We start from the raw sequence: 22,733 nt of genomic DNA, 5'->3' as shown, positions 1-22,733 counted from the left end.
TGAAGAAGCCAAGAAGGGCGAGCAGAAAATGCGCGATATCTACGGCAAGGCCGGGGTCGAGGTCGTCACCATGACGCCCGACCAGTATCAGGCCTGGATGGACATCGCCAAGAAGTCCTCCTACGTGCAGTTTGCCGAAAAGGTGCCAGGCGGCCAGGCGTTGCTGGACAAGGCGCTGGCTGTGCAATAACGCGGTCTTTCTCCTGGGGGCCTGCATGGCGCGCGTGTATGTACGTTGGATTCAGGCGGTGTCGCGAGCCTGCGGCGCCTTGGCCATCGTTTTGCTGGGGTGTGCCATGCTGGTGGTCTGTCAGATGATTTTCATGCGTTATCTGTTCAGAGCCTCCACGATCTGGCAAACCGAAGCGGTCGTGTTCAGCGCGACGGGCGCCATCTTCCTCGGGGCGCCCTATGTACTGATGCGCAGGGGGCACGTGGCGGTGGATTTCGTGCGTCTGATCGTGCGTCCATCCGTGCAGCGCTGGATGGACTGGACGGGGGCCGGGTTGGGGCTGGCGTTTTGCGTGGTCATGACGGTGGCCACGGGTCTGCACCTGTTCGAGGCGCTGGAAGGGGGGTGGACCACTTCCAGTGTGGCGGCTGTTCCCCTGTGGATACCCCTGGCCCCCATGTTCTGCGGCTTCCTGTTGCTCTGCCTGCAATACGTGGCTGAGCTTCTGAAGCTGGGGGATCCCTCATGACACCCGCGCTGGCCGGGGTCCTCATCGTCCTGTTGCTGTGCCTGTTGCTGGCCACGGGCATGCCGATCGCCTTTGCCTTGGGGCTGGCCGCACTGGCCGGGCTGTTCCTCGACATGGGTTCGGACGTCATTTACATAGTGGCCGAGATCATGTTTGCCGGCATCGCCAATCTGGGGTACGTAGCCATCCCCATGTTCGTGCTCATGGGGGCTATCGTGGCCGGCACGCCCGCCGGCGGCGATCTGTACAAGGCTCTCGATCGCTGGCTTTATAAAGTGCCGGGCGGGCTGATCCTGTCCAATATCGGCGCCTGTGCGATCTTCTCTGGGATGACCGGTTCGAGCCCCGCTACTTGCGCGGCGATCGGCAAGATAGGGGTGCCCGAGATGCTGGGGCGTGGCTATCCCGCTTCGGTGGCGACAGGTTCGATCGCGGCGGGCGGCACGCTGGGGATCCTGATCCCGCCCTCGGTCACCATGATCGTGTACGGCATTTCCACCCAGACGTCGATTGGCCGCCTGTTCCTGGCGGGCGTGGTGCCAGGCCTGCTACTGACGGCGATGTTCATGGCCTGGGCCCTGTTCGATGCGCGCCGCAAGGGCTTTCATTTTCGTATCGATGCGCTGGCGTATTCATGGCGGGAAAAGCTCGAATCGCTACCACGGGTCATGCCCCTATTGCTCATTATCGCGGGCATGATGTTTGTGCTGTACGGTGGGGTGGCCACCCCGTCCGAAGCAGCGGGCGCGGGTGCTTTGCTGACCCTGATGGTCGTTGTGATTGTATATCGGCTGGTGCGCTGGAAAACCTACGCCGGGGTCTTCTCTTCAGCCATGCGCGAGAGCGTGATGATCATGATGATCATGGCATCGGCCGAGCTGTTTGCTTTTGCCCTGTCGTCGCTCTACATCACGCAGTCGCTGGCGGCCGCAATTGCGGCGCTCGAGATCAACCGCTGGCTGTTGATAGGGCTGATCAACCTGTTTCTGCTGGTCGCGGGCATGTTTCTGCCGCCCGTAGCGGTCATCGTGATGGCGGCGCCCCTGTTGCTGCCCATCATCACGCAGGCGGGTTTCGACCCCTATTGGTTTGCCGTCGTGCTGACCATCAACATGGAAATTGGCCTGATCACGCCGCCGGTGGGGTTGAACCTGTTCGTGTTGAACGCCATTGCCCCGAATGTTCCGACCAAGGAAATTCTGTTCGGGGCATTGCCTTACGTACTGGTGATGATGGCGGCCATCGTGCTGCTGTGCTTTTTTCCGGGGCTGGTCACCGGCTTGCCTGATGGGTTGATGGGGCCGCCGTTGTAGCATCGTGGGGCCGGCGCCGGCCACCCGCCGGCCGGCCGCTTGCGGCGGATGTTGCAACGCGGTAAATTAGCTTATTGCTCCGCTCCATCGTGCGGGGGTCAACTGCTTGGCAATGGGCCGGGTCATCCGCCGGGTCCGCAAGGTCATGTTCTTCATGCCCAGAGCGAGGCCACAAGCCTTGCCTCGGGCGTTCATTTCAACCACTGTGCGCTGCAGGCAGCGCAAAGTGCACTGTGCCAAGGGGTACAGGCGGGCTCCGTGGGGTGTCCGGGCGCAGCGGTTCCGTGAATCGCCCAGCCATCGGATCATGCCGCGGAATGCCGGCACTGGCCCAGGTCGTGAAGGCCGCTTGGTGCAACGCACAGGTCGAAAAGGAAATCATCATGGAACTCAATGGCGCCGACATCGTCGTGCGTTGTCTGATCGAGGAAGGGGTCGAACACGTGTTCGGCTACCCTGGGGGCGCAGTCCTCTACATCTACGACGCCATCTACAAACAAGATAAATTCAAGCACATTCTGGTGCGTCACGAGCAGGCGGCCGTGCACGCAGCCGATGCCTATTCGCGCTCATCCGACAAGGTGGGCGTATGCCTGGTCACCAGCGGGCCCGGGGTGACCAACGCAGTCACCGGTATCGCGACCGCCTACATGGACTCGGTTCCGCTGGTCATCATCACGGGCCAGGTGCCCACCCACGCCATTGGCCAGGATGCCTTCCAGGAATGCGATACCGTGGGCATCACGCGGCCCGCCGTCAAGCACAATTTTCTGGTGCGCGACGTCAAAGACCTGGCCGAGACCATGCGCCGGGCCTTCTACATTGCCACGTCGGGGCGGCCGGGCCCTGTGCTGGTCGACATTCCCAAAGACGTATCGGTGGCGTTGTGCAAGTACCAGCCGCGCCGGGGGCCGACCGTGATGCGTTCCTACGCGCCGGTCACCAAGGGCCATCATGGCCAGATCAAGAAGGCGGTCCAGCTCATGCTGGCTGCCGAGCGGCCCATGATTTATGCCGGTGGCGGCGTGGTGCTGGCCAATGCGGCCGACGAGCTGCGCAAGCTGGTGCGCCTGACGGGCGCGCCCTGTACCACCACGCTGATGGGGCTGGGGGCCTTGCCGGGCACCGATGCCCAGTTCGTGGGCATGCCGGGCATGCACGGCACGTATGAAGCCAACATGGCGATGCAGAACTGCGATGTGCTGATCGGCATCGGGGCGCGCTTCGATGACCGGGTGATCGGCAATCCCAAGCATTTCGCGCAGGTGCCGCACAAGATCATCCATGTCGATATCGACCCATCCTCCATTTCGAAGCGCGTGCGCGTCGATGTGCCCATCGTGGGCGATGTCAAAGAAGTATTGCAGGATTTCATGGGCCTGTACGCGCAGGGTCTGGCCGAGAAAGGCGCGCAGGAATCCCGCCTCGATGCCTGGTGGAAGCAGATCGACGGCTGGCGCGCGCGCAAATGCCTCGACTACGAACCTTCCGATGAGCTCATCAAACCGCAATTCGTGGTCCAGAAACTGTGGGAAATCACGCGGGGCCAGGCTTTTGTGACCTCGGACGTGGGTCAGCATCAAATGTGGGCCGCCCAATATTATGCGTTCCCCGAACCGCGCCGCTGGATCAATTCGGGTGGCCTGGGCACCATGGGCGTCGGCCTGCCGTTTGCCATGGGCGTGCAGATGGCCAACCCCGATCGGGATGTCGCCGTGATCACCGGCGAGGGCTCCATCCAGATGAACATCCAGGAGCTCTCCACCTGCAGCCAGTATCGGCTCACCCCGAAGATCGTGTGCCTGAACAACCGGTATCTGGGCATGGTGCGCCAGTGGCAGCAGATCGAATACGGCTCGCGGTATTCCGAATCCTACGTCGATGCCCTGCCAGACTTCGTGAAGCTTGCCGAAAGCTACGGCCACGTCGGCGTGCGCGTCACCCGTCCGTCCGATGTCGAACCGGTGTTGCGCGATGCGTTCGGCAAGTACAAGGACCGGCTCGTGTTCATGGATTTCGTCACGGATCAGACCGAAAACGTCTGGCCCATGGTCAAGGCCGGTCGCGGCCTGACCGAGATGTTGCTGGGTTCCGAGGATCTGTGAGGGGGTTGATCATGAAACACGTCATTTCCATTTTGCTCGAAAACGAGCCGGGCGCCCTGTCGCGCGTGGTGGGGCTGTTTTCGGCCCGCGGCTACAATATCGAAACCCTGACGGTGGCACCGACCGAAGACGCCACGCTGTCGCGCATGACCATCGTCACGATCGGCTCCGATGAAATCATCGAGCAGATCACCAAGCATCTGAACCGTCTGGTCGACGTGCTCAAGGTGGTGGATCTTTCCGAAGGCGCGCACGTCGAGCGTGAGCTCATGTTGATCAAGGTACGGGCGGTTGGCAAGGAACGCGAAGAAATGAAGCGCATGGCTGAAATCTTCCGCGGCCGCATCATCGATGTCACCGACAAAACCTACACCATCGAGCTGACTGGGGTGCAGGATAAAATCGAGGCCTTCATTGGCGCGCTCGATCGCAGTGCCATCCTGGAAACCGTGCGTACCGGCGTCTCCGGTGTGGCGCGCGGCGAACGGATTCTGAAACTTTGAACTTTTACCCTCTCGGATACTGGAGTCTTACATGAAAGTTTTTTACGACAAGGATTGTGACTTGTCCCTCATCAAGGGCAAGCACGTCGCCATCATCGGCTATGGCTCACAAGGCCATGCCCATGCGCTGAATCTGCATGATTCGGGCGTGCACGTCACGGTGGGCCTCAGGAAAGGGGGCGCATCCTGGAGCAAGGCCGTGAATGCGGGGCTCGAGGTCAAGGAGGTGGCCGATGCCGTCAAGGGGGCCGATGTGGTGATGGTGCTGCTGCCCGACGAAAACATCGCCGGGGTCTATCGCGACCATATCGCCGGCAACATGAAGGCGGGTGCGGCGCTGGCCTTTGCGCATGGTTTCAACGTGCATTATGGTCAGGTTGCGCCGCGTGACGACATCGACGTGATCATGGTGGCGCCCAAGGCGCCCGGGCACACCGTGCGGGATACCTACGTTCATGGCGGCGGCGTGCCGCAGCTGATCGCCGTGCACCAGGATGTTTCGGGGCGCGCCCGCGATACGGCGCTGTCGTACGCGATGGCCAATGGCGGGGGGCGCGCCGGCATCATCGAGACCACTTTCCAGGAAGAAACCGAGACCGATCTCTTCGGTGAGCAGGCGGTCCTGTGCGGGGGTACGGTCGAACTCATCAAGGCCGGTTTCGACACCCTGGTCGAAGCGGGCTATGCGCCTGAAATGGCCTATTTCGAGTGCCTGCATGAACTCAAGCTGATCGTCGACCTGATCTACGAGGGCGGCATCGCCAACATGAACTATTCGATCTCCAACAATGCCGAGTTCGGCGAGTACGTCAGCGGGCCGCGCGTCATCAACGAAGATACGCGCGCCATCATGCGCCAGGTGCTCACCGACATTCAGTCGGGGGTCTACGCAAAGCGGTTCATTCTGGAAAATGCGGCCGGCGCCCCCGAGCTCATCTCGCGCCGCCGCATCAATGCCGAGTCGCAGATCGAGCAGGTGGGTGGCAAGCTGCGCGCGATGATGCCCTGGATTGCCGCCAACAAGCTGGTCGACCAGACCAAAAACTGAAGACGGCCTGGTCTGCAGCCAACGGCTTGCAGGCTCAGGTCGGGCGCGGATCCAGCTTGGGCCGGTTACCTTTTCTGTTCGGGTATCCGGCCCTGTTCATTTCGGGTTATGCTTGCGCAGCATGAAGACACCATCGTATCCACACCCTGTTGTTGCCCGGGAAGGCTGGCCCATCCTGGCCGGCAGCGTGTTGCTGGCCCTTCTGGTCACGTCGTGGTCGGGTTGGGCATCCGTGCCGTTTTGGCTGTTTTTCCTGTTTGCGCTGCAGTTTTTCCGCGATCCGGTGCGCCAGGCGCCCGAGGGCGATAACTGCGTGCTGTGCCCGGCCGATGGCCGTATCGTCAGTGTCGAAGAGGCGCTCGATCCGTATGCGGGCGGGCGCTCCAGCCTGAAGATCAGCGTCTTCATGAACGTCTTCAACGTGCACTCGAACCGGGTGCCGGTGGCTGGCCGGATCCAGTCCATCACCTATTTTCCGGGCAAGTTTCTGAATGCCGACCTCGACAAGGCGTCACTCGAGAACGAGCGCAATGCCATGGTGCTGCAAAGAGCCGATGGCCAGCTGGTCACCGCCGTGCAGGTGGCGGGCCTGGTGGCCCGGCGCATCCTGTGCCATGTGCACCAGGGCGACAGTGTCTACGCGGGCCAGCGTTACGGTTTCATCCGCTTTGGTTCGCGGGTCGATGTCTACCTGCCCCTAGAGGCCCGCCCACAGGTGGCCATCGGCGACAAGGTCCGTGCGACCCGCACCGTGCTCGCGCAGCTGCCTTCGCCAGGCGCGGGGGCTGCAGGCAGCCAGGCCGCAGACCTCGGCCCGGGCCACGCGCCTGCCTGAACCCATGCCAGACGAACGTCAACGCCGCCGCAGCATCTATCTGCTGCCCAATGCCTTTACCACCGCCAATCTGTTTGCCGGGTTCTATGCGGTGGTGCAGGCCATGAACCACCATTTCGAGACCGCCGCCATCGCCATTTTCCTGGCGATGGTGTTCGACAGCATGGACGGCCGGGTGGCCCGTCTCACCCATACGCAGTCGGCCTTCGGCGAACAGTATGATTCCCTGGCCGACATGATGTCCTTCGGCCTGGCGCCCGCGCTCGTGACGTACGTCTGGTCCATGCAGGGCCTGGGGCGGTGGGGTTGGCTGGCTGCGTTCATCTATGTGGTCGGCGCCGCCCTGCGGCTGGCACGCTTCAATGCCAACATCGGCAAGGTCGACAAGCAGTATTTCCAGGGCCTGCCCAGCCCCGCTGCCGCAGCGCTGGTGGCGGGTTTTGTCTGGCTCTCGGTCGACAACAAGCTGTCCCTGTCCGACGGCGTGGTGCCGTGGGTCGCCTTCAGCCTGACGGTATACGCGGGGGTCTCCATGGTGTCCAATGCGCCGTTCTACAGCGGCAAGACATTCGCCCTGGGCCGCAGCGTGCCTTTCTGGGTCATGCTGGTGGTGGTGGGGGCCTTTGTCTTTGTGTCCAGCGATCCACCGGTCGTCCTGTTCGGTCTGTTCATCCTTTATAGCTTGTCGGGCTGGGTACTCTGGCTGTGGCGGTTGCGCCGGGCGCGGCGCCTGGGCCAGCGCATGCGCGAGGCAGGCGCGCAGGCCGATGCAGATCCGCACCGCGCATCGCAGGCCCCGGAGGACACATGAGCCGCCCCCAGCCGCGCGGCCGCAGCGCCTACAAAGTCTTTTTACCCATCCAGACGCGTTGGATGGACAACGACGTATATGGCCACGTCAACAACGTGACCTACTATTCGTATTTTGATACGGCGGTCAACCATTATCTGCTGAGCCAGGGCGTGCTCGACTTCGCGGCCGGTGCAACCATCGGTCTGGTGGTCGAGACCCGCTGCCAGTATTTTTCGCCGGTCTCGTTTCCCGATGCGCTCGAAGCGGGTATTGCCGTGTCCCGCCTGGGCACCAGCAGCGTGCGCTACGAAGTGGGTATCTTCCGCCAGGGGGCGGAGCACACGTGTGCGGCGGGGCATTTCATTCATGTTTACGTAGACCGCGAAAACCGTCGGCCGATGCCGCTGTCCGAGGCTTTTCAGGCGGCGCTGGCACCGCTGGCCCAGTGCACGGCCCCGGGGTCAGGTTGAATCGTGCAGCACACAGTGGCGCCAGGTGCCGTTTTGCACCAAGGTGCGCGCCACCGATTGGATCAAACCCTTGACCGCCCGTACGGCCGAGCGCTCGAGCGCCGTCGAACTATTGCACAGGCTGATCTCTCGGCTCAGGCGTGGGGTCAGCGCGTAGGCGACGATGGTGCCTGCCAGGATCTCCTGATAGGCTGCCGAATAGGGCAGGATGGTGACGGCCAGGCCGTCGCGTACGGCCGGTACCAGGATGGCCGCGGTACTGGCCTGGGCCAGCAGGTGATAGCGCAGGTGGGCATTCATGAATGCATAATCGATGCGCATGCGCAGTTTGTTGGGCGGGCGCGGAAGGATCAGCGGTATGTCGGCCAGGTGGGTGATGTGCAGGTCCTCTAAGGGCAGGGTCACCGATGGATGGGCCAAGACCAGAAGCTCCTCGACCACCAGCGGGGTCACCGAGAGCCCCGACGCATTTTCCTGATCGGGCGACAGCGACAGGTCGACCCGCCCCTGTTCCACCATCAAGGTCAGGTCGGCACTCGGGATGTCCACGATCTCCAGTTCGATGGCTGGATAGCGCTGGCGCACTGCGCGGATGAGCGGCAGGGCCAGCATGCGCCCCGTGCTCGATGCCATGGCCACTGATACGGTGCCGGAGACGGTTTCCACCTTGCGGTTCAGGATGCCGTGTATGGACTCGACCTGGCGCAATATGGTCTGGGCCTGCCGATACAGCAGCAGACCCTCGTTGGTGGGTTCTACCCCGCGGGGTCCGCGGATCAGAAGGCGGACGCCGGTCTCCTCTTCCAGCGCGGCGATCTGTTGACTCAGTGCGGGCTGTGCCACGTGCAGGGTTTCGGCCGCCCGCGTCATGTTGCGCAATTCGACGACGCGGATGAAATAGGAAAGCTGTCTCAAGTTCATGGCGGCGGATCTTGGAAATAAGAAATTCTTATTCCTAGATCATAATTCGATATTGGTTCGGGCGCTCACGCTTGACTAAGATGATCGAAACAACAGGAGAGAAGGATGACGCTACCTTTGTCTGGCCTCAAGGTACTGGATCTGACCCGCGCGCTGTCCGGACCATTCAGTACCATGATACTGGGCGATCTGGGCGCAGAGGTCGTGAAGGTCGAACCGACGCCGGGGGGCGACATGGTGCGGCAGTGGGGGCCCTTCGATCACGACATCAGCGTGTACTATCTGAGCGCCAACCGCAACAAACAGGGGATCGAGGTCAACTTTCGTTCGGCGGACGGCCTTGCCCTGATCCGTCGTCTGGCTGCGCAGGCCGACATCGTGGTGGAAAACTTCAAGGTCGGCACCATGGAATCCATGGGTCTCTCGTACGATGCGCTGTCCGCCGAGCATCCCGGTCTGATCATGGCGTCCATCTCCGGTTTCGGGCGGGTGGGGCCGGCGCGCGAGTGGGCTGGTTTCGATCAGATCGCCCAGGGATATTCCGGCTTCATGAGCCTGAGCGGCACGCCGGAGAGCGGGCCGATGCGGGTAGGGACGGCGGTGGGCGACCTGACCGCCGGCATGTGGCTGGCGATCGGGATCCTGTCCGCGGTCATCGAGCGCCAGCGCACCGGGCGAGGGCAGCACGTCGACACCTCGCTGCTGGGCAGCCTCATGGGTCTGCTGAGCGTCCAGGGGCAGCGCTACCTGAGCGTGCATGAAATCCCGCAGCCTTCTGGAAACTTGCACCCGGTCATCGCCCCTTACGGCACGTTCGAAGCGGCAGACGGGCCCATCAACCTGGCGCCCGCTACGCAGGTCATGTGGCTCAAGTTATGTGAACTCATGGGGTTGCAGCACTTGGCGACGGACCCCCGCTTCCTGACCAACGCCGAGCGCATGCAGAACCGCCACGAACTCAAGCAACTGCTCGATGAACGCCTGCGTACCCGCAGCCGCATGGAATGGACTCGCTTGTTCATCGACCACCAGATTCCGGCCGGCCCGATCAATAATCTGGAAGACGTATTCCATGACGAGCAGGTCAAGGCTGCGGGGCTGGTCGAAAGCGTACAGCACCCCTTGCTGGGCGCATTGCAGCAGGTGGGCCTGCCCATCCGCAGCTCCAACGATCCGCAGCGCCGCACGATACGCCGGCCTCCGCCGATTCTGGGCGAACACACCGCCGAGGTATTGCAGCGCTTCGGCTTCTCTGCGGCCGAGATCGATGCCTTGTTGCGCGCCGGCGTGGTCCGGCAGTTCGAGCCCACGACGGCGGCCAATGACGCACCCGGGAGCGCATGATGTCGGTTCTTTCCCAACAAATCTCTGCAGAAGAAGCCACCCAGCCCGCGCTGGAGATCCAGGGGCGCATTGCCACCATCACCCTGCGCAAGCCCGCCTTCAGCAATCGCCTGAGCCCTGCCGATCTGGCCGCCTTGCGCACGCACATAGAGACGGTGAACCAGGCCGACGATGTACTGGTGTTGCGCCTGCGGTCTGATGGCAAGTACTTCTGCAGCGGCTACGACATTTCTTCCCTGGCCAGCGAATCGGCGCCCAGCTCGCTGTATTTCGGCGAAACCATAGACCTGCTGGAAAACGTCCGGGCGGTGACGATCGCCGCGGTGCAGGGCGGCGCGTATGGCGGCGGGACCGATCTCTGCCTGGCGTGCGACTTTCGCATTGGCACGCCGCAAGCCAACATGTTCATGCCCGCGGCGCGCCTGGGGCTGCATTTTTATCCGGGTGGCATGCGCCGCTATTTATCGCGCCTGGGGGTCAATGCGGCAAAACACCTGTTTCTGACCGCCGAGCGTATCGAGGCCGATGAAATGCTGCGTATCGGCTTCCTGACCGAACTGGTGGCGGCGGATCAATTGACGGCGCGGGTCGATGCCCTCAGCGGGTTGCTGGCCGGCATGGCACCGCTCGCGCTCTGGGGTATCAAGCAGGATCTGAACCGCCTCATCGCAGGCACCTTCGATGAGGCCGATAACGCCCGCGCCGTCCTGCGGTCCGAGGCTTCGGATGATATGCGCGAGGGTGCGCGCGCCTGGAAGGAAAAACGGGCGCCGCGATTTCGCGGAAAGTAATGATCGAGGGAGACACGTACCATGAACCAGTCACAGGCGGTATTCGATAAGGTCTTGGCGCATGCGCGCCGGCTGTCCGGCCAGCACCTGTATGCGGGCCAGTTGCGGGCGCCGCTGAGCAGCAAGACGTTTCCCGTCGCCAGCCCGGCCACTCGGCGGGCCATTGGCAATGCGGCCGATGGCGACGTGCAGGACGTGGCGGCGGCCGTCGCCGCCGCCACGGCGGCGCAGCGTGAATGGGCCGCCATGAGCCCCCGGGCACGTGGCAAAATCCTGCAAGAGGCCGCCGCCAGCCTGACGGCGCACGCTGAAGAAATCGCGACGCTGTTGGCCCTGGAAACCGGCAAGGCGATCCGCACCGAAAGCCGGGTCGAGGCGAACGTGCTGGCTGACTGCTTCGAATTCTATGGCGGCCTGGGCAGCGAGCTCAAGGGTGAGACCATTCCGTTTGCGCCCAACATGCTGGTGTTTACGCAACGCGAACCCATTGGCGTGGTGGCCGCCATCCTGCCCTGGAATGCGCCGCTGATGTTGATGGCCTTCAAGATCGCGCCGGCCCTGGTCGCCGGCAACACCGTGGTCGTCAAGTCGGCCGAAGAGGCACCGTTGTCCACTTTGTTCGTGGTGGACCTGCTCAATCGTACCCTGCCCGCCGGCGTGGTCAATATTCTGTCGGGGTTTGGGCCAACTTGCGGCGGGCCGCTGGTGGCGGATGCTCGCGTGGGCAAGGTCACGTTCACCGGTTCCGTCGAGACCGGCAAGATCATCGCGCATGCGGCGGCTGAACGGTTGATACCCACCACCCTCGAATTGGGTGGCAAGAGTCCTATGATCGTCATGGAAGATGCCGACCTGGACCGGGCCGTCGCTGGCGCCGTCGCCGGCATGCGCTTCACCCGCCAGGGCCAGAGCTGTACGGCCGCTTCGCGCATGCTGGTGCACCGCTCGCTATGCGAGGCATTCGTGGCTCGTATGGGTGAAAAGGTGAACGCCATGGTCATGGGGGATCCGCTCGACGAGAAAACCGACATCGGCACCATCATCTCCACCGCCCAGTTCGAGCGCGTGCAGTCCTACGTCGAACTGGGCCGGCGCATACCCGACGTACAGACTTTGCAACTCTCGAGCATGCCACAGGCGCCCGAGCTGAAAAACGGCCTGTACGTGCAACCTACGGTGTTCGTGGGGGTCGGCAACGATCATCGCCTGGCGCGCGAAGAGATTTTCGGCCCAGTCACTTGTGTGATCCCTTTCGATGAGTATGAAGAAGCGATCGCCATGGCCAATGATTCAGATTATGGTCTGGCCGCGACGATCTGGACGAAAGACCTGCATCGCGCCTTGGATGCAATACAAAGGCTGCAAGCGGGCTTTGTACAGGTCAATCAGAATATCGTGGCGCAGCCAGGGCTGTCCTACGGCGGGTTTAAACAGTCCGGGTTGGGCAAGGAAGCGTCGCTAGAGGCCATGCTTGATCATTTCACCCAAAAGAAAACCGTGCTGATCAGCCGCGATGGATAAATCCTGGATTTGTGTGTTTACAACCGATAGGGGAATACCCCATGCTTGCCCGCCGCCAGTCTGTTGATTCATCGAGATTCTACTGACAGTGCAAGTTGTTTTGATGGAAATCAATTTTCTGACCGTTGGGACAGGTGATATTGATGCCATTTGTTTCACTGCGTGGCCAGTTGTATTAGAGATTTCTTTGTCCCGGGATATTCAGCCAATGCTTTTCTTGACAGGGATTGGAAGCACCCACTATATTCAGCCAGGCGCGTGAATATTTGAAGATATGCTATAAGATAACAGGAGGGATAATTCATTCAAATGCATTTAGATTGATCCACTGGGTTGGGGGATAGTTTAAAAAGCGAAACAGCAATTATTAATGTTTTGGAGACACCATCATGACTACTTGTTCGAACCGGCAATTTTCTAAATGGAAGGTGGCGGTGCTGCTGGCCGGAATGGGGATGCTTCAGTATGCCATGCCGGCGCACGCCGAAAACTTTCCTGTTGGCACGATATTTGGAAAAGACCACGTGCTGACTCACATGACTGAAAAATTCGCCGAGTCCGCAAAAGAAAAGACAAACGGCGACATTGTCGTTCAGGTTCGCCTGGGCAACCCGTTTGGTGACGTGTATCAGATCAGCAAGCAGGTCGCCAATGGCCAGCGGAAGCTGGACGTGGTCGTCATGTCATCAGAAATCGACAAGCGCCTGGCCATTGGTTTGATGGGCGGCCTCGTCAGCGACTATGACCAGGCATACAAGCTGTATGGCCCCGACGGGACATTCCTCGAAGTGATGAACGACATCGGCGACGAGGCGGGATACAAGATGCTTGGTTGGGCGCCCACCGGGTTTGGCGGGATATGCTTCAGAAAAGAGGCGCCAGAAACGCTTCCATCAGAAACAAAATACAAGGTCAGGGTGGCGCCTTATAAAGGCATGATCGCCCGATTCGAAAGGCTGGGGTTCAGTGCCGTGCCCATGCCCTATTCGGAAACGTTCACTGCGTTGCAGACTGGGGCAATCGATGCCAAGGGCGCGTGCCCGGCACAAGAGGCGGCTCAGGAATTCGCGGACATCATAGAAACCTACCTGTATAGCCGAGACTACTTCGAAGGGATAATGGGGGTCGCCGTCAACAAGAAATGGTTCGACGGGCTGTCGAAAGAAACCCAAGAAGCGCTCATAAAAGCCGGCCATGAGGCTACGACATTGGCATGGGAGGGCGCCGAGGCGCGCGAAGAGAAATTCCTGAAGCAGCTCGAAGACAAGAACGTCAAGGTCGTCAGGCTCAGCGCCGATCAGTACGAAGAAGTGAAAAAGATGACGCAGGAGAGCGAATGGCCCGTTCTGCGCGAAACCATAGGCGATGAGATCATGGACAAGATCGAGAAGATCGTATCCGATTGATCCAGTAGAACGGGCCACTCAGGTGGCCCGTTCTTAAAAAAAGAGCTGCCATGAGACATATTGAAAAAATAATTCAGGTGCTGCTGTTCGTCTATATTCTGATCGTCGTCGGGTTGACGGTTCTTCAGGTCATTTTTAGAAATATGGGGGTCAGCATTTCAGGATATGACGAAATCATCGGTATCGCGGCAATCTGGTCCTACTTCCTGGGGATGGCGCATACCACGCTGACCGATTCGCATATAAAAGGTGGCCTGGACGAATTGATCACCAACCCGACGGCAAAATATCTGCTGGGCATGCTGTCGAACGTCGGGTTGCTGTTGTTTTCCGTCATTGCGCTGGTCGCCAGTATTGGCATATGCATGACGGCACTTTCGCTCGATTACAGGACGCTGTATTTCGATATCCCCGTCGCGTTGTCGCTATTTGCGCTGGTGGTCGGGTTTGGCCTCAATATCTTGTTCATTGTGATGCGTGGCATCCACAGGAACAGTCAACCCAGATAAGCGAGGCACCCTATGATATCAACTCCCGTCATTTTCTGGCTCGTCATCTCCGTCGCATTGGTGCTCGGAGGGGTGTCGATTGCTGCCGCGTTTGGCCTGGGTTCATTCGGGATCGCCTATGCTCTAGGCATCGAAATAGAGACGATTTTTTCAACCATGGTGTCCAGGATCAATAGTCCTGCACTGATTGCGTTGCCGCTGTTCATCTATATGGGCATCCTTGCTGAAAAAAGCGGGCAGGGTGAACGGCTTGTAAATTTCATAGAATTGTTCATCGGCCGGTTCAAGGGCGGGCTGGGGGCCGTCGTTGTGCTGGCCTGCGCATTGTTTGGCGCCATATCGGGGGCAGGCAGCGCGGCAATAGCGAGCATCGGCACCGTACTGATGCCCCGGGCCGAGGCATCGGGCTATCCACGGGAATACCTGGTCGCGCTGGTGGCTTGTTCGTCCATTCTGACCCTGCTGATCCCGCCCAGCATTCCGCTCCTGATCCTGGCGCTGACGATGCAGATTTCCGTCGGGGCGGCGTTTTTGACTACGCTTGTTCCGGGCCTGGTCATGGCGGCTGGCTATATCATTCTCAACCAGTATTTCGTTCGCAAGTTTCCAGTCAAAACCGTGGAATACACGAGCAGAGACGCCTTTTTCACGAACTTCAGAAAAAAAGGGAAAAGCGCATCGCTGGTTCTGCTTCTTCCCGTCGTGGTGCTGGGTGGGATATATGGCGGCGTCGCCAGCCCAACCGAGGCCGCCGGGTTGGGGACCATCTACGTCATCATATTGGCATTGTTCGTATACAGAAGCATGAGTTTCAAGGCCTTTTTCAGGGCCACGGTGGCCTCTGGCGACCTGCTGGGGTCGCTTGTCATCATGGTGAGTGCCTTGATACTCCTGAGTACGGTACTGGTGTATGAGGGAACGCCTTTCATATTGGCAGAGATGGTGACCAGCAATTTTGATCAATGGCAGGCGCTGTTGTTGATCAATCTCATCCTTCTCGTGATCGGGATGATCATGGACGACATCTCCGGCTCCATCGTGGCCGCTTCCGTGCTGTATCCGATTGCCCAGGATATGGGCATCGATCCGCTCCAGTTTGCCGCCATCGTCGGCGTGAACCTGGGCCTTGGGAACATCACGCCACCGGTGGCGCCATTGTTGTATATGTCCAGCGCGGTCGCGGGTAATGTGCCGATGCAGAAATACATAGGATACATCATGAAGTTCATTCTTCTGGTCAATATCCCGGTTCTTCTGCTGGTGACGTTCTGGTCTGATTTCTCTCTGTTTCTACCCCGGTTGCTGGGGTTTTGACACGTCGGGTTTCTAAAGCAGTGCGGCCATTTTGTCCAAGGGTATGCCTTGAATCAATTTGATGTATTTAACGGAGGATTTGGAAATGACAATTCACGCGAATGATATGGCAAGTCCAGGGCGGCGAACGGAAAATGTCCGTTCCCAGTCGGAAATCGAGCTCGCCGATCTGGCAAGCCGCTGCATGCCTGCGGGTACGTTCGGCAACATTCCTGAACCAGTCGTGATTTCCCGTGGCGCTGGCGCTCGGGTCTGGGATGAAAGCGGCAATGAGTACATCGATTATTTGCTTGGCTCAGGGCCGATGCTGATCGGCCACTGTCATCCCGAAGTGAACGCGGCCATATCGGATCAACTGACAAGGGGTACGACCTTTTTTGCCAACAACCCACAAGGAATTCGCTTGGCTGCAGCCATTGCGGATGCGGTGCCCTGTGCCGAAAAGGTGCGGTTCGTTTGTTCTGGCACCGAGGCGGATTTTTATGCCATGCGTCTGGCGCGCGCCTATCGGAAACGGGACAAGATCCTCAAGTTCGAGGGCGGCTATCATGGCATGAGCGACTACGGCCTCATGAGCCTCATGCCGACAGAGGATGTGCCGTTTCCAGAGCCGATTCCAGATTCTCCAGGCATTCCGGACAGCATACAGGCCGACATCGCCGTTTTGCCGTTCAATGACATCGATCTCATGCGCCGCTTCATTCGTGAACACCACGATGAACTCGCAGCGGTCATCGTCGAGCCTTTTCAACGCTTGATAGCCCCGCGGGATGGCTTTCTCGAGGCATTGCGCGAGGTCACTGCCGAAACCGGCGTGGTGTTGATTTTCGATGAAGTCGTGACTGGATTCAGGTTTTCTTATGGGGGTGCTCAGGCGTATTTTGGCGTGACCCCCGACCTCTGCACGTTAGGCAAGGCGTGTGGCGGCGGGTTCCCGCTGGCCGCGATCGCGGGTCGCGCCGACATCATGGATCTGTTCGATCGTTCCAAGGTGGGTGACGAGCGCTTCCTGGTGCAGCTGGGCACCCTGAGCGGCAATCCAATGGCCGCTGCTGCGGGGTTGGCCACATTGAACGTCCTCAGGCAGCCGGGTACCTATGAAAAGTTTTTTGCAACCGGCAGGAAACTGATGGACACCCTGAATGAGATGTTGCAGCGCGCGGATCTCCCTGCTCAGGTACTGGGTGCGGAGCCGCTGTTCGACGTGATTTTCCATCGCGACGAGATCCGCAATTACCGCGACACCGTCAGCGGCGACGCCTGGCTGACCGGAACGTTCAATGCGCTGCTGCGGCAGCGTGGGATATTCAAGGGCGATACAAAATACTATGTCAGTACGGCGCTGGGCGAGACCGAAATCAGCCAGACGATCGATGTCTGGGCATCCGCCATCGAGGCGCTGAAGCACGCCATGAAATCCCGGCCCGCCGACAGTTGATGTCTTGTCGGCGCTGGGTGGCCTGGCCATCGATCTGGCTAGGTCAACGGCGATCATAAAATTATGACCATGGAGTGATGAGGATGTCGGATTTATCTAACGGTGTGGCATACGTGGATGGGGAATTCGTTCCCGTGTCACAGGCAAAGATGTCAATATTCGATTGGGGCTTTCTCCATTCCGATGCAACGTATGATGCCGCACATGTATGGAAAGGCAGCATATTTCGGCTCGATGATCATATCGACAGGTTCCTGAGAAACGTCGATAAGCTCAGGATGAAAATTCCATTTGGCAAGGACGGATTGCGCAGCCTGATGGTCGATTGTGTTGCGAAAACCGGCATAAGGGATGGGATTGTCGAAATGATATGCACGCGTGGCGTGCCGGAGCCCGGCTCCCGCGACCCGCGGACCTGTAAAAACAATTTCTTTGCCTTCGTGGTGCCTATGATCTGGGTCGCCAGCCCCGAAAAGCAAAAAGAAGGCCTGCATGTCATCGTAAGTGAAAAACATCGCATATCCACCTCGTCCGTGGATCCCACGATCAAGAATTTTCACTGGCTCGACATGACGATGGGTTTGTTCGAGGCCTATGACAGAGGCGGGGAGAGTGCGATTCTGAGAGACAGCGAAGGCCATCTGGTCGAGGGGCCCGGTTTCAATATATTTGCGGTCGAGGGAACCAAGATCGTCACGCCGCGACAAGGGTCGCTGGATGGCATCACACGGCGCACCGCAATCGAGCTTGGCAGGGATAGTGGTCATGATGTGGTGGAAGGCGAACTATCGGTCGATGCGGCTTATAAAGCGGATGAAATCTTCATAACCAGTACCGCAGGCGGGATCATTCCTGTTACGACCATTGATCATCAGAAGGTCGGGTCGGGAAAGCCAGGGCCCGTGACGACGGCCCTTGCGGAAAAGTATTGGGCTTTGCACGAGGATCCCCGCTATGGTGTTCCCGTAAAATACTGAGACGCGTCCAGGCTTTTCACGGGCAGCCATGCGGTTACGGTACGTACCGCAGGCTGACCAGACGGCCGCTCGCTCACGGAATGTACTTATTTCAAAGGAGATTGTCATGGCCGCCTATGTCGTTGCCACCATCCACGTTACGGATCCCGCCACGTACAAGAAATATGCCGACGAAGCGCCAGAGTTCATCAAACGTCATGGCGGCAGGTACCTGACGCGGGGCGAAGAGGTCATGACGGCCGAGGGCGAGCCGTTCGATGGGCGCATGGTGATACTCGAGTTTCCCAGTAAGGCGCATGTCGAAGCCTGGCTGAAAGATCCGGGCTATATGGCAGTGGCCGCGTTTCGTCACGCCGCTTCGGTTGGGCGATTTTTGGTTCAAGAAAGGAAAGAGGCTTGATGGGCCCTGATTCCGGTGAATCATGGATCGCCAGCCCATTTCAAGTGACTGAGGCCGCTTTGCAAGCTGAGGCCGCTTTGCAAAAATAGTATGAAAATAGCACATTGATGAGAATACGGTGATAGGGCATGGAAGACCTGGTATGCTCCAGCGCGGCTGATCTTGTTAGAAAAATTGCCTCTCGTGCAGTCAGCGCGCATGAAGTCGCTTCGGCGTTTCTAGATAGAATTGCGCAGTACAATCCGTCCGTCAATGCGATTGTCAGCATTCCCGACGATGTGCTAAATAAAGCGAAGTTATTGGACCAGCGGTTGGCTCAGGGCGGGTCTCCGCGTCCGTTGGAAGGGGTGCCTTTTGTCGTCAAGGATAATATCGATGCTCGCGGCCTGCATACGACACACGGGTCCGTCATCTATAAAGACAATTTGCCGGCAGAAAATTCCGTCGTGGTACAAAGAATGCTGGACGCCGGCGGCATCCTAATTGGCAAGTCCAATACCTCGGAATTCGCCACCGATATCAATACGAGCAATTCATTGTTCGGCACCACGAGAAATCCACTGGATTTGAACGTCAGCGCGGGCGGATCCAGTGGCGGAACAGCTGCAGCCATTGCCGCGGGGTTTTCCCCCATCGGCCTGGGTACGGATCGCGGTGGTTCGATACGCATTCCAGCCGCCTGGTGCGGGGTCTCCGGGCTACGGCCGGCGCCGGGCAGGGTACCGATATATCCGGATGAGTTTGCGTGGGATACCTTGGTGAATCACGTACAGGGCCCCATGGCGCGCAGTGTCGAGGATCTGGGGCTTCTGCTTTCGGTTTTGGCTGGGCCGGACGACCGGGACCCTATCTCTTTGCCGCGAACCGCCGCAGACTACGAAAAAGCGGCTTTGGGCCGTGTGGACTTGAAAGGTGTCAGGATTGCATTTTGCGCGGATCTTGGCGGGATCGTGCCCGTTGATTCACAAGTACGCCAGCTGGCACACGATGCGGCCTTATCGTTCCGGGCGCTTGGCTGCACAGTCGACGACGCCTGTTTTGACGCGAGAGATCTCAAAACCATAATAACGGGTACCAGGGGGTATGGCATATTGGCGCGCTTCGGGCCGCTATATCAAAAACATGGCGACACCCTGGGTTCGCAACTTGTAGGGCAACTGGAAGATGCTTTTGGCCTTAGCCTGAATTCGGTGGCAGAGGCTGAGCGCATGCGCACGGCTTATTGGCACCGGATATTAAAGCTCCAAGAGAAGTATGACTTCATCATGACGCCGACAATCGGTGCAACGCCATTTCGGCTTGACCAGCCGTTGCCCACCGAGATAGAAGGCAAGCCAGTCGAGAATTTCTACGACATATTCTTGCTTGTCTACGCGTTCTCGCTGGTAGGGCTCCCCGCAGCTTCCGTGCCGTGCGGCTTGACATCGTCGGGCGGGCCGGTGGGGCTGCAGATCGTCGGGCGGCGCCAGCGGGAGGACCAGGTACTGAACATTGCGGCGCACTATATGCACGCCAATCAGGAATTATTTGCGCCAAGGCCCATCGATCTTGCGCGTTTAGTGCCGCTTGGCTCATCCGTCAGCACACCTGGCATGCGCTATTAAAATAAAATATAACCAGCCATATCGTACTGGCCATATTGCACCAGCCATATAGCAGAAAATCCGAAAAGGCGCTGGATCCAGCTGGAACATGGCTGTAAAAAACTTGTTTCTATTATTTGATCAGCGAAACAAGATGCATTGAATTTCTGGCACCCACCTTGACCATAAGGCGGTTTTTATAGGTTTCGACCGTTCTGTGGCTGATCATCAGCTTGCGGGCAATCTCTTTGCTTGTGAGGCCTTGTTGCATGTATTTGACGATGGCGTACTCCCGAATCGTTAATTCTGGATTTTGGCCTTTTTCAGTGACTTCTTCAAACGTGCAAACCATCAGCTGATAGGGGTCTCTGGGGCTTCGGCATCGGCCTCTTACCTTGATCCACACGGGATTTTCTTTTCTGGCGAGCATGATGCGTTCGTCGCTGTGCTCGCCGTGTATGTGCAGGAATTCGGCCCACTTTTCTCCGCGGTCAAGAAATTCAAAGCGGCTCGGATAAAGCATTTCGAGCGACTTTCCAACGATATCTTCCATCTCGTAGTTGAATAGGCTGGCGAACGTAGAGTTGCAGTGCGTAATTTTCCGGCCCACCGACATTAGGATTCCGATTGGCAGCAGGTCATGTAGTGAGGAGGTATCATTCATCTGCAATTATAAATTTACAATTAGTAAACGTATTTTTACGGACTTGAGGTGTATGTCTGTTCGGGCTGATAGTAGTGATGAGCCTCTTCCAAGAGAATAGTTGCCTGCGTATGGCCCAGGCATTAGGGAAACCCCGTAGTTCTAGGGGTGGCTTGGCTCACGAGATTCATAACCCCAGCGCAGAGCTTACACATGAACATAGTACAGCTGTTTTTGGACAAATCAAGACAGAAGCCGGATGCCCCGGCGCTCACCGCAGGTGATACAACATTAAGCTTTGGCGATCTTTCAAAAAGAATAACCCACCTGGCAGGGGCGATCCGTGAGCGGCTGGGGCTTCGCCCTGGCGACCGTGCCGCATTGTGGATGGAAAACCGGGCCGAATTCGTCGAAATCCTGCTTGCCTGCTGGGTGGCGGGTGTCTGCGTCGTGCCTGTCAATTATAAGCTGCACCCCCGCGAGTTGGAACATATCGTAGGCGACTCCGGCGCCAAATTCGTATTTACTTCGGCCCATCTGGCGGACACCCTGAAGGATCGGCTTCAAGGGTGGTCGGATGGCGTCGTCATTACGGTTGAGAGTGACGAGTATCTGTCTTTGCAAAATGGAAAGCCTATTGCAGCCTATCCTGGCGTCCCTGATGATCTTGCGTGGATTTTTTATACCAGCGGCACCACCGGATTTCCAAAGGGCGCCATGCTGTCGCACAGAAATCTGATATTCATGTCGATGGCTTATTATTCTGACATAGAGCAGGTGGGTTTCGGCCAGACGATGATTCATACGGCGCCATTGTCACATGGCTCGGGGCAGTACATGCTTCCCCACCTGCTGGCGGGGGGGCATCAGATCATCCTTCGACGGTTTGATCCAGACCAACTGTTAAACGAACTGCAGCGATATGCATCCGTGTCGTTGTTTTTGGTCCCAACCATGATCACGCGGCTGGTACAGGCGGTAAAGTCCAGGCCGGATTGGAAGAGCGATATCAATTACATATTATATGGCGGCTCTCCAATGTATGTGGCGGATCTGGTCGAGGCGATGCAATGTTTTGGCCCGCGCTTCTATCAGCTATATGGTCAGGGCGAATCGCCCATGACGATTAGCGGCCTGGATCGCCGACACCACGAGAACGCGTATTCGTCAGCAAATTATGACGTGCTGGCCACCGTCGGCGTGCCGCGCACCGGCGTAGAGGTGCGCGTCGTGGACGAGGCCGGGACCGATGTGCCTCCAGGGGAACTGGGCGAGATTATTACGCGTAGCGACTGTGTCATGCGTGGTTACTGGAACAATGAGGCGGCAACGAAAACGACCCTTCGGGATGGCTGGCTTTGGACGGGGGATATTGGCGCCCTCGATGAACGCGGCTACCTTTCCTTGAGGGACCGCTCCAAGGACATGATTATCAGTGGGGGGTCCAATATTTATCCGAGAGAGATCGAGGAAATACTGCTGACGCATCCTGGCGTGTCGGAGTGCAGCGTCGTCGGCAGGCCCCATCAGGATCTCGGCGAAGAGGTCGTAGCGTTTGTGGTATGTCATGCTGCGTCACGGGTGACCGAGAAAGAACTGGATGATTTATGCATTTCGAAGATGGCCAGATTCAAAAGACCGCGCGCCTATCGTTTTGTCGACGACTTGCCTAAAAGCGGTTACGGGAAAATTTTGAAAAAAGCCCTGCGGGATCAATTGAAGAGCGAATTTCATCCAAACATTTAATGCGTGAGTAGAGTTTATGTCGGATATAGAATATGAATCTTACGGTCATGTGCGGCTTATTTCAATAAATCGCGCGGACAAAATGAATTCGCTGGATTTTCCAGCCAATCAGGCGCTGGTCGATTTCTGGAATGAATTCAAGAACGATGATCATGCCCGGGTGGCAGTCGTCACCGGGCGGGGCGACAAGGCGTTTTGCGCCGGTGCGGATCTGAAAACGTACACAATGAATTACGCGAATACGCCCGCCCCTAAGTTCAGGACGCAATATACCGATGGTCCTGGGTTTGCAGGCATCACGCGGAACATGGATATTGACAAACCGATCATTGCCGCAGTGAATGGATATGCCATTTCAGGGGGATTCGAGCT

The 22,733-nt window shown here is 58.5% G+C and carries 22 protein-coding genes and 1 pseudogene; 21 read left to right on the top strand and 2 right to left on the bottom strand.

The window, feature by feature from the left end:
* From WCZ84_RS09980 to WCZ84_RS09940, 9 genes and pseudogenes are all read left to right on the top strand, one after another.
* A pseudogene (locus WCZ84_RS09980) lies at nt 1–190 on the top strand (ABC transporter substrate-binding protein); the annotation flags it as partial.
* Between the two features lie 25 nt (nt 191–215).
* Nucleotides 216–701, top strand: a complete 486-nt coding sequence (locus WCZ84_RS09975; protein WP_372686122.1) for a TRAP transporter small permease subunit — start codon at nt 216–218, stop codon at nt 699–701.
* Nucleotides 698–2,014, top strand: a complete 1,317-nt coding sequence (locus WCZ84_RS09970; RefSeq protein WP_372686121.1) for a TRAP transporter large permease — start codon at nt 698–700, stop codon at nt 2,012–2,014. Before WCZ84_RS09975 ends, WCZ84_RS09970 begins: the two co-directional genes overlap by 4 nt.
* A 317-nt stretch (nt 2,015–2,331) precedes the next feature.
* The gene (locus WCZ84_RS09965) at nt 2,332–4,119 is read left to right on the top strand and encodes an acetolactate synthase 3 catalytic subunit (protein ID WP_372686120.1); all 1,788 of its coding nucleotides are present in this window, start codon (nt 2,332–2,334) and stop codon (nt 4,117–4,119) included.
* Between the two features lie 11 nt (nt 4,120–4,130).
* Nucleotides 4,131–4,622 (top strand): acetolactate synthase small subunit, encoded by a 492-nt coding sequence (gene ilvN / locus WCZ84_RS09960; protein WP_372686119.1) that lies wholly within the window; start codon nt 4,131–4,133, stop codon nt 4,620–4,622.
* A gap of 31 nt (nt 4,623–4,653) precedes the next feature.
* On the top strand, nt 4,654–5,670 hold the full coding sequence (ilvC, locus tag WCZ84_RS09955; RefSeq protein WP_372686118.1) for a ketol-acid reductoisomerase: 1,017 nt from the start codon (nt 4,654–4,656) through the stop codon (nt 5,668–5,670).
* Nucleotides 5,671–5,791: 121 nt separating this feature from the next.
* On the top strand, nt 5,792–6,505 hold the full coding sequence (locus WCZ84_RS09950) for a phosphatidylserine decarboxylase (protein ID WP_372686117.1): 714 nt from the start codon (nt 5,792–5,794) through the stop codon (nt 6,503–6,505).
* Nucleotides 6,506–6,509: 4 nt separating this feature from the next.
* Nucleotides 6,510–7,316, top strand: a complete 807-nt coding sequence (gene pssA, locus WCZ84_RS09945; protein WP_372686116.1) for a CDP-diacylglycerol--serine O-phosphatidyltransferase — start codon at nt 6,510–6,512, stop codon at nt 7,314–7,316.
* Complete coding sequence (locus tag WCZ84_RS09940) at nt 7,313–7,768, top strand: acyl-CoA thioesterase (RefSeq protein WP_372686115.1); 456 nt, start codon at nt 7,313–7,315, stop codon at nt 7,766–7,768. The genes pssA and WCZ84_RS09940 overlap by 4 nt, the downstream gene beginning before the upstream one ends.
* Here WCZ84_RS09940 and WCZ84_RS09935 read toward each other — a convergent pair.
* Nucleotides 7,760–8,689: a LysR substrate-binding domain-containing protein gene (locus WCZ84_RS09935; RefSeq protein ID WP_372686114.1), complete on the bottom strand. Its 930-nt coding sequence runs from the start codon at nt 8,687–8,689 to the stop codon at nt 7,760–7,762. The two genes, WCZ84_RS09940 and WCZ84_RS09935, sit on opposite strands and share 9 nt — an antisense overlap.
* 105 nt (nt 8,690–8,794) lie before the next feature.
* Here WCZ84_RS09935 and WCZ84_RS09930 point away from each other — a divergent pair, with 105 nt between their 5' ends.
* The 10 genes from WCZ84_RS09930 to WCZ84_RS09885 all read left to right on the top strand — a co-directional run bounded on the left by WCZ84_RS09930 (nt 8,795) and on the right by WCZ84_RS09885 (nt 19,993).
* Nucleotides 8,795–10,033, top strand: a complete 1,239-nt coding sequence (locus WCZ84_RS09930; protein WP_372686113.1) for a CaiB/BaiF CoA transferase family protein — start codon at nt 8,795–8,797, stop codon at nt 10,031–10,033.
* A complete protein-coding gene (locus WCZ84_RS09925; protein WP_372686112.1) occupies nt 10,030–10,824 on the top strand; it encodes an enoyl-CoA hydratase/isomerase family protein in 795 nt (264 codons plus the stop codon). Before WCZ84_RS09930 ends, WCZ84_RS09925 begins: the two co-directional genes overlap by 4 nt.
* A 21-nt stretch (nt 10,825–10,845) precedes the next feature.
* On the top strand, nt 10,846–12,345 hold the full coding sequence (locus WCZ84_RS09920; RefSeq protein WP_372686111.1) for an aldehyde dehydrogenase family protein: 1,500 nt from the start codon (nt 10,846–10,848) through the stop codon (nt 12,343–12,345).
* Nucleotides 12,346–12,734: 389 nt separating this feature from the next.
* The gene (gene dctP, locus WCZ84_RS09915; protein WP_372686110.1) at nt 12,735–13,751 is read left to right on the top strand and encodes a TRAP transporter substrate-binding protein DctP; all 1,017 of its coding nucleotides are present in this window, start codon (nt 12,735–12,737) and stop codon (nt 13,749–13,751) included.
* Nucleotides 13,752–13,801: 50 nt separating this feature from the next.
* The gene (locus WCZ84_RS09910) at nt 13,802–14,260 is read left to right on the top strand and encodes a TRAP transporter small permease (RefSeq protein WP_372686109.1); all 459 of its coding nucleotides are present in this window, start codon (nt 13,802–13,804) and stop codon (nt 14,258–14,260) included.
* Nucleotides 14,261–14,272: 12 nt separating this feature from the next.
* Entirely contained in the window at nt 14,273–15,574 is a 1,302-nt protein-coding gene (locus WCZ84_RS09905; protein ID WP_372686108.1) for a TRAP transporter large permease, read from the top strand.
* 61 nt (nt 15,575–15,635) lie between these two features.
* On the top strand, nt 15,636–17,012 hold the full coding sequence (locus WCZ84_RS09900; protein WP_372686107.1) for an aspartate aminotransferase family protein: 1,377 nt from the start codon (nt 15,636–15,638) through the stop codon (nt 17,010–17,012).
* A gap of 83 nt (nt 17,013–17,095) precedes the next feature.
* Nucleotides 17,096–17,989 (top strand): aminotransferase class IV, encoded by an 894-nt coding sequence (locus WCZ84_RS09895; protein ID WP_372686106.1) that lies wholly within the window; start codon nt 17,096–17,098, stop codon nt 17,987–17,989.
* Nucleotides 17,990–18,095: 106 nt separating this feature from the next.
* Nucleotides 18,096–18,389, top strand: coding sequence for a DUF1330 domain-containing protein (locus WCZ84_RS09890; RefSeq protein WP_372686105.1), 294 nt, complete (start codon nt 18,096–18,098; stop codon nt 18,387–18,389).
* A 128-nt stretch (nt 18,390–18,517) separates the two neighbouring features.
* Complete coding sequence (locus WCZ84_RS09885) at nt 18,518–19,993, top strand: amidase (RefSeq protein ID WP_372686104.1); 1,476 nt, start codon at nt 18,518–18,520, stop codon at nt 19,991–19,993.
* A 112-nt stretch (nt 19,994–20,105) separates the two neighbouring features.
* Here the strand turns inward: WCZ84_RS09885 and WCZ84_RS09880 are convergent, their stop codons facing one another.
* A complete protein-coding gene (locus tag WCZ84_RS09880; protein ID WP_372686103.1) occupies nt 20,106–20,636 on the bottom strand; it encodes a LuxR C-terminal-related transcriptional regulator in 531 nt (176 codons plus the stop codon).
* 192 nt (nt 20,637–20,828) lie between these two features.
* Between WCZ84_RS09880 and WCZ84_RS09875 the strand changes: the two genes are divergently transcribed.
* Together WCZ84_RS09875 and WCZ84_RS09870 are read left to right on the top strand one after the other, a co-directional pair.
* The gene (locus tag WCZ84_RS09875; RefSeq protein WP_372686102.1) at nt 20,829–22,361 is read left to right on the top strand and encodes an AMP-binding protein; all 1,533 of its coding nucleotides are present in this window, start codon (nt 20,829–20,831) and stop codon (nt 22,359–22,361) included.
* An 82-nt stretch (nt 22,362–22,443) separates the two neighbouring features.
* Nucleotides 22,444–22,733: enoyl-CoA hydratase-related protein (locus WCZ84_RS09870; protein ID WP_372686101.1), on the top strand; the 290-nt coding region annotated here is incomplete at its 3' end.

This window comes from Castellaniella sp. (genome assembly GCF_041675725.1).
Classification (GTDB): domain Bacteria; phylum Pseudomonadota; class Gammaproteobacteria; order Burkholderiales; family Burkholderiaceae_B; genus Castellaniella.
Note: the sequence above shows the minus strand (reverse complement) of the source record. Positions and strands in the feature narration are given on the sequence as shown.

Coding starts and splice junctions, on each gene's coding strand:
- WCZ84_RS09975 (WP_372686122.1), top strand. CDS start 216: ATGGCGCGCGTGTATGTACGTTGGATTCAGGCGGTGTCGCGAGCCTGC.
- WCZ84_RS09925 (WP_372686112.1), top strand. CDS start 10,030: ATGATGTCGGTTCTTTCCCAACAAATCTCTGCAGAAGAAGCCACCCAG.
- WCZ84_RS09895 (WP_372686106.1), top strand. CDS start 17,096: ATGTCGGATTTATCTAACGGTGTGGCATACGTGGATGGGGAATTCGTT.
- ilvC (WP_372686118.1), top strand. CDS start 4,654: ATGAAAGTTTTTTACGACAAGGATTGTGACTTGTCCCTCATCAAGGGC.
- WCZ84_RS09965 (WP_372686120.1), top strand. CDS start 2,332: ATGCCGGCACTGGCCCAGGTCGTGAAGGCCGCTTGGTGCAACGCACAG.
- WCZ84_RS09905 (WP_372686108.1), top strand. CDS start 14,273: ATGATATCAACTCCCGTCATTTTCTGGCTCGTCATCTCCGTCGCATTG.
- WCZ84_RS09940 (WP_372686115.1), top strand. CDS start 7,313: ATGAGCCGCCCCCAGCCGCGCGGCCGCAGCGCCTACAAAGTCTTTTTA.
- WCZ84_RS09880 (WP_372686103.1), bottom strand. CDS start 20,636: ATGAATGATACCTCCTCACTACATGACCTGCTGCCAATCGGAATCCTA.
- pssA (WP_372686116.1), top strand. CDS start 6,510: ATGCCAGACGAACGTCAACGCCGCCGCAGCATCTATCTGCTGCCCAAT.
- WCZ84_RS09950 (WP_372686117.1), top strand. CDS start 5,792: ATGAAGACACCATCGTATCCACACCCTGTTGTTGCCCGGGAAGGCTGG.
- WCZ84_RS09935 (WP_372686114.1), bottom strand. CDS start 8,689: ATGAACTTGAGACAGCTTTCCTATTTCATCCGCGTCGTCGAATTGCGC.
- WCZ84_RS09930 (WP_372686113.1), top strand. CDS start 8,795: ATGACGCTACCTTTGTCTGGCCTCAAGGTACTGGATCTGACCCGCGCG.
- WCZ84_RS09970 (WP_372686121.1), top strand. CDS start 698: ATGACACCCGCGCTGGCCGGGGTCCTCATCGTCCTGTTGCTGTGCCTG.
- dctP (WP_372686110.1), top strand. CDS start 12,735: ATGACTACTTGTTCGAACCGGCAATTTTCTAAATGGAAGGTGGCGGTG.
- WCZ84_RS09920 (WP_372686111.1), top strand. CDS start 10,846: ATGAACCAGTCACAGGCGGTATTCGATAAGGTCTTGGCGCATGCGCGC.
- WCZ84_RS09885 (WP_372686104.1), top strand. CDS start 18,518: ATGGAAGACCTGGTATGCTCCAGCGCGGCTGATCTTGTTAGAAAAATT.
- WCZ84_RS09900 (WP_372686107.1), top strand. CDS start 15,636: ATGTATTTAACGGAGGATTTGGAAATGACAATTCACGCGAATGATATG.
- WCZ84_RS09910 (WP_372686109.1), top strand. CDS start 13,802: ATGAGACATATTGAAAAAATAATTCAGGTGCTGCTGTTCGTCTATATT.
- WCZ84_RS09875 (WP_372686102.1), top strand. CDS start 20,829: ATGAACATAGTACAGCTGTTTTTGGACAAATCAAGACAGAAGCCGGAT.
- WCZ84_RS09890 (WP_372686105.1), top strand. CDS start 18,096: ATGGCCGCCTATGTCGTTGCCACCATCCACGTTACGGATCCCGCCACG.
- ilvN (WP_372686119.1), top strand. CDS start 4,131: ATGAAACACGTCATTTCCATTTTGCTCGAAAACGAGCCGGGCGCCCTG.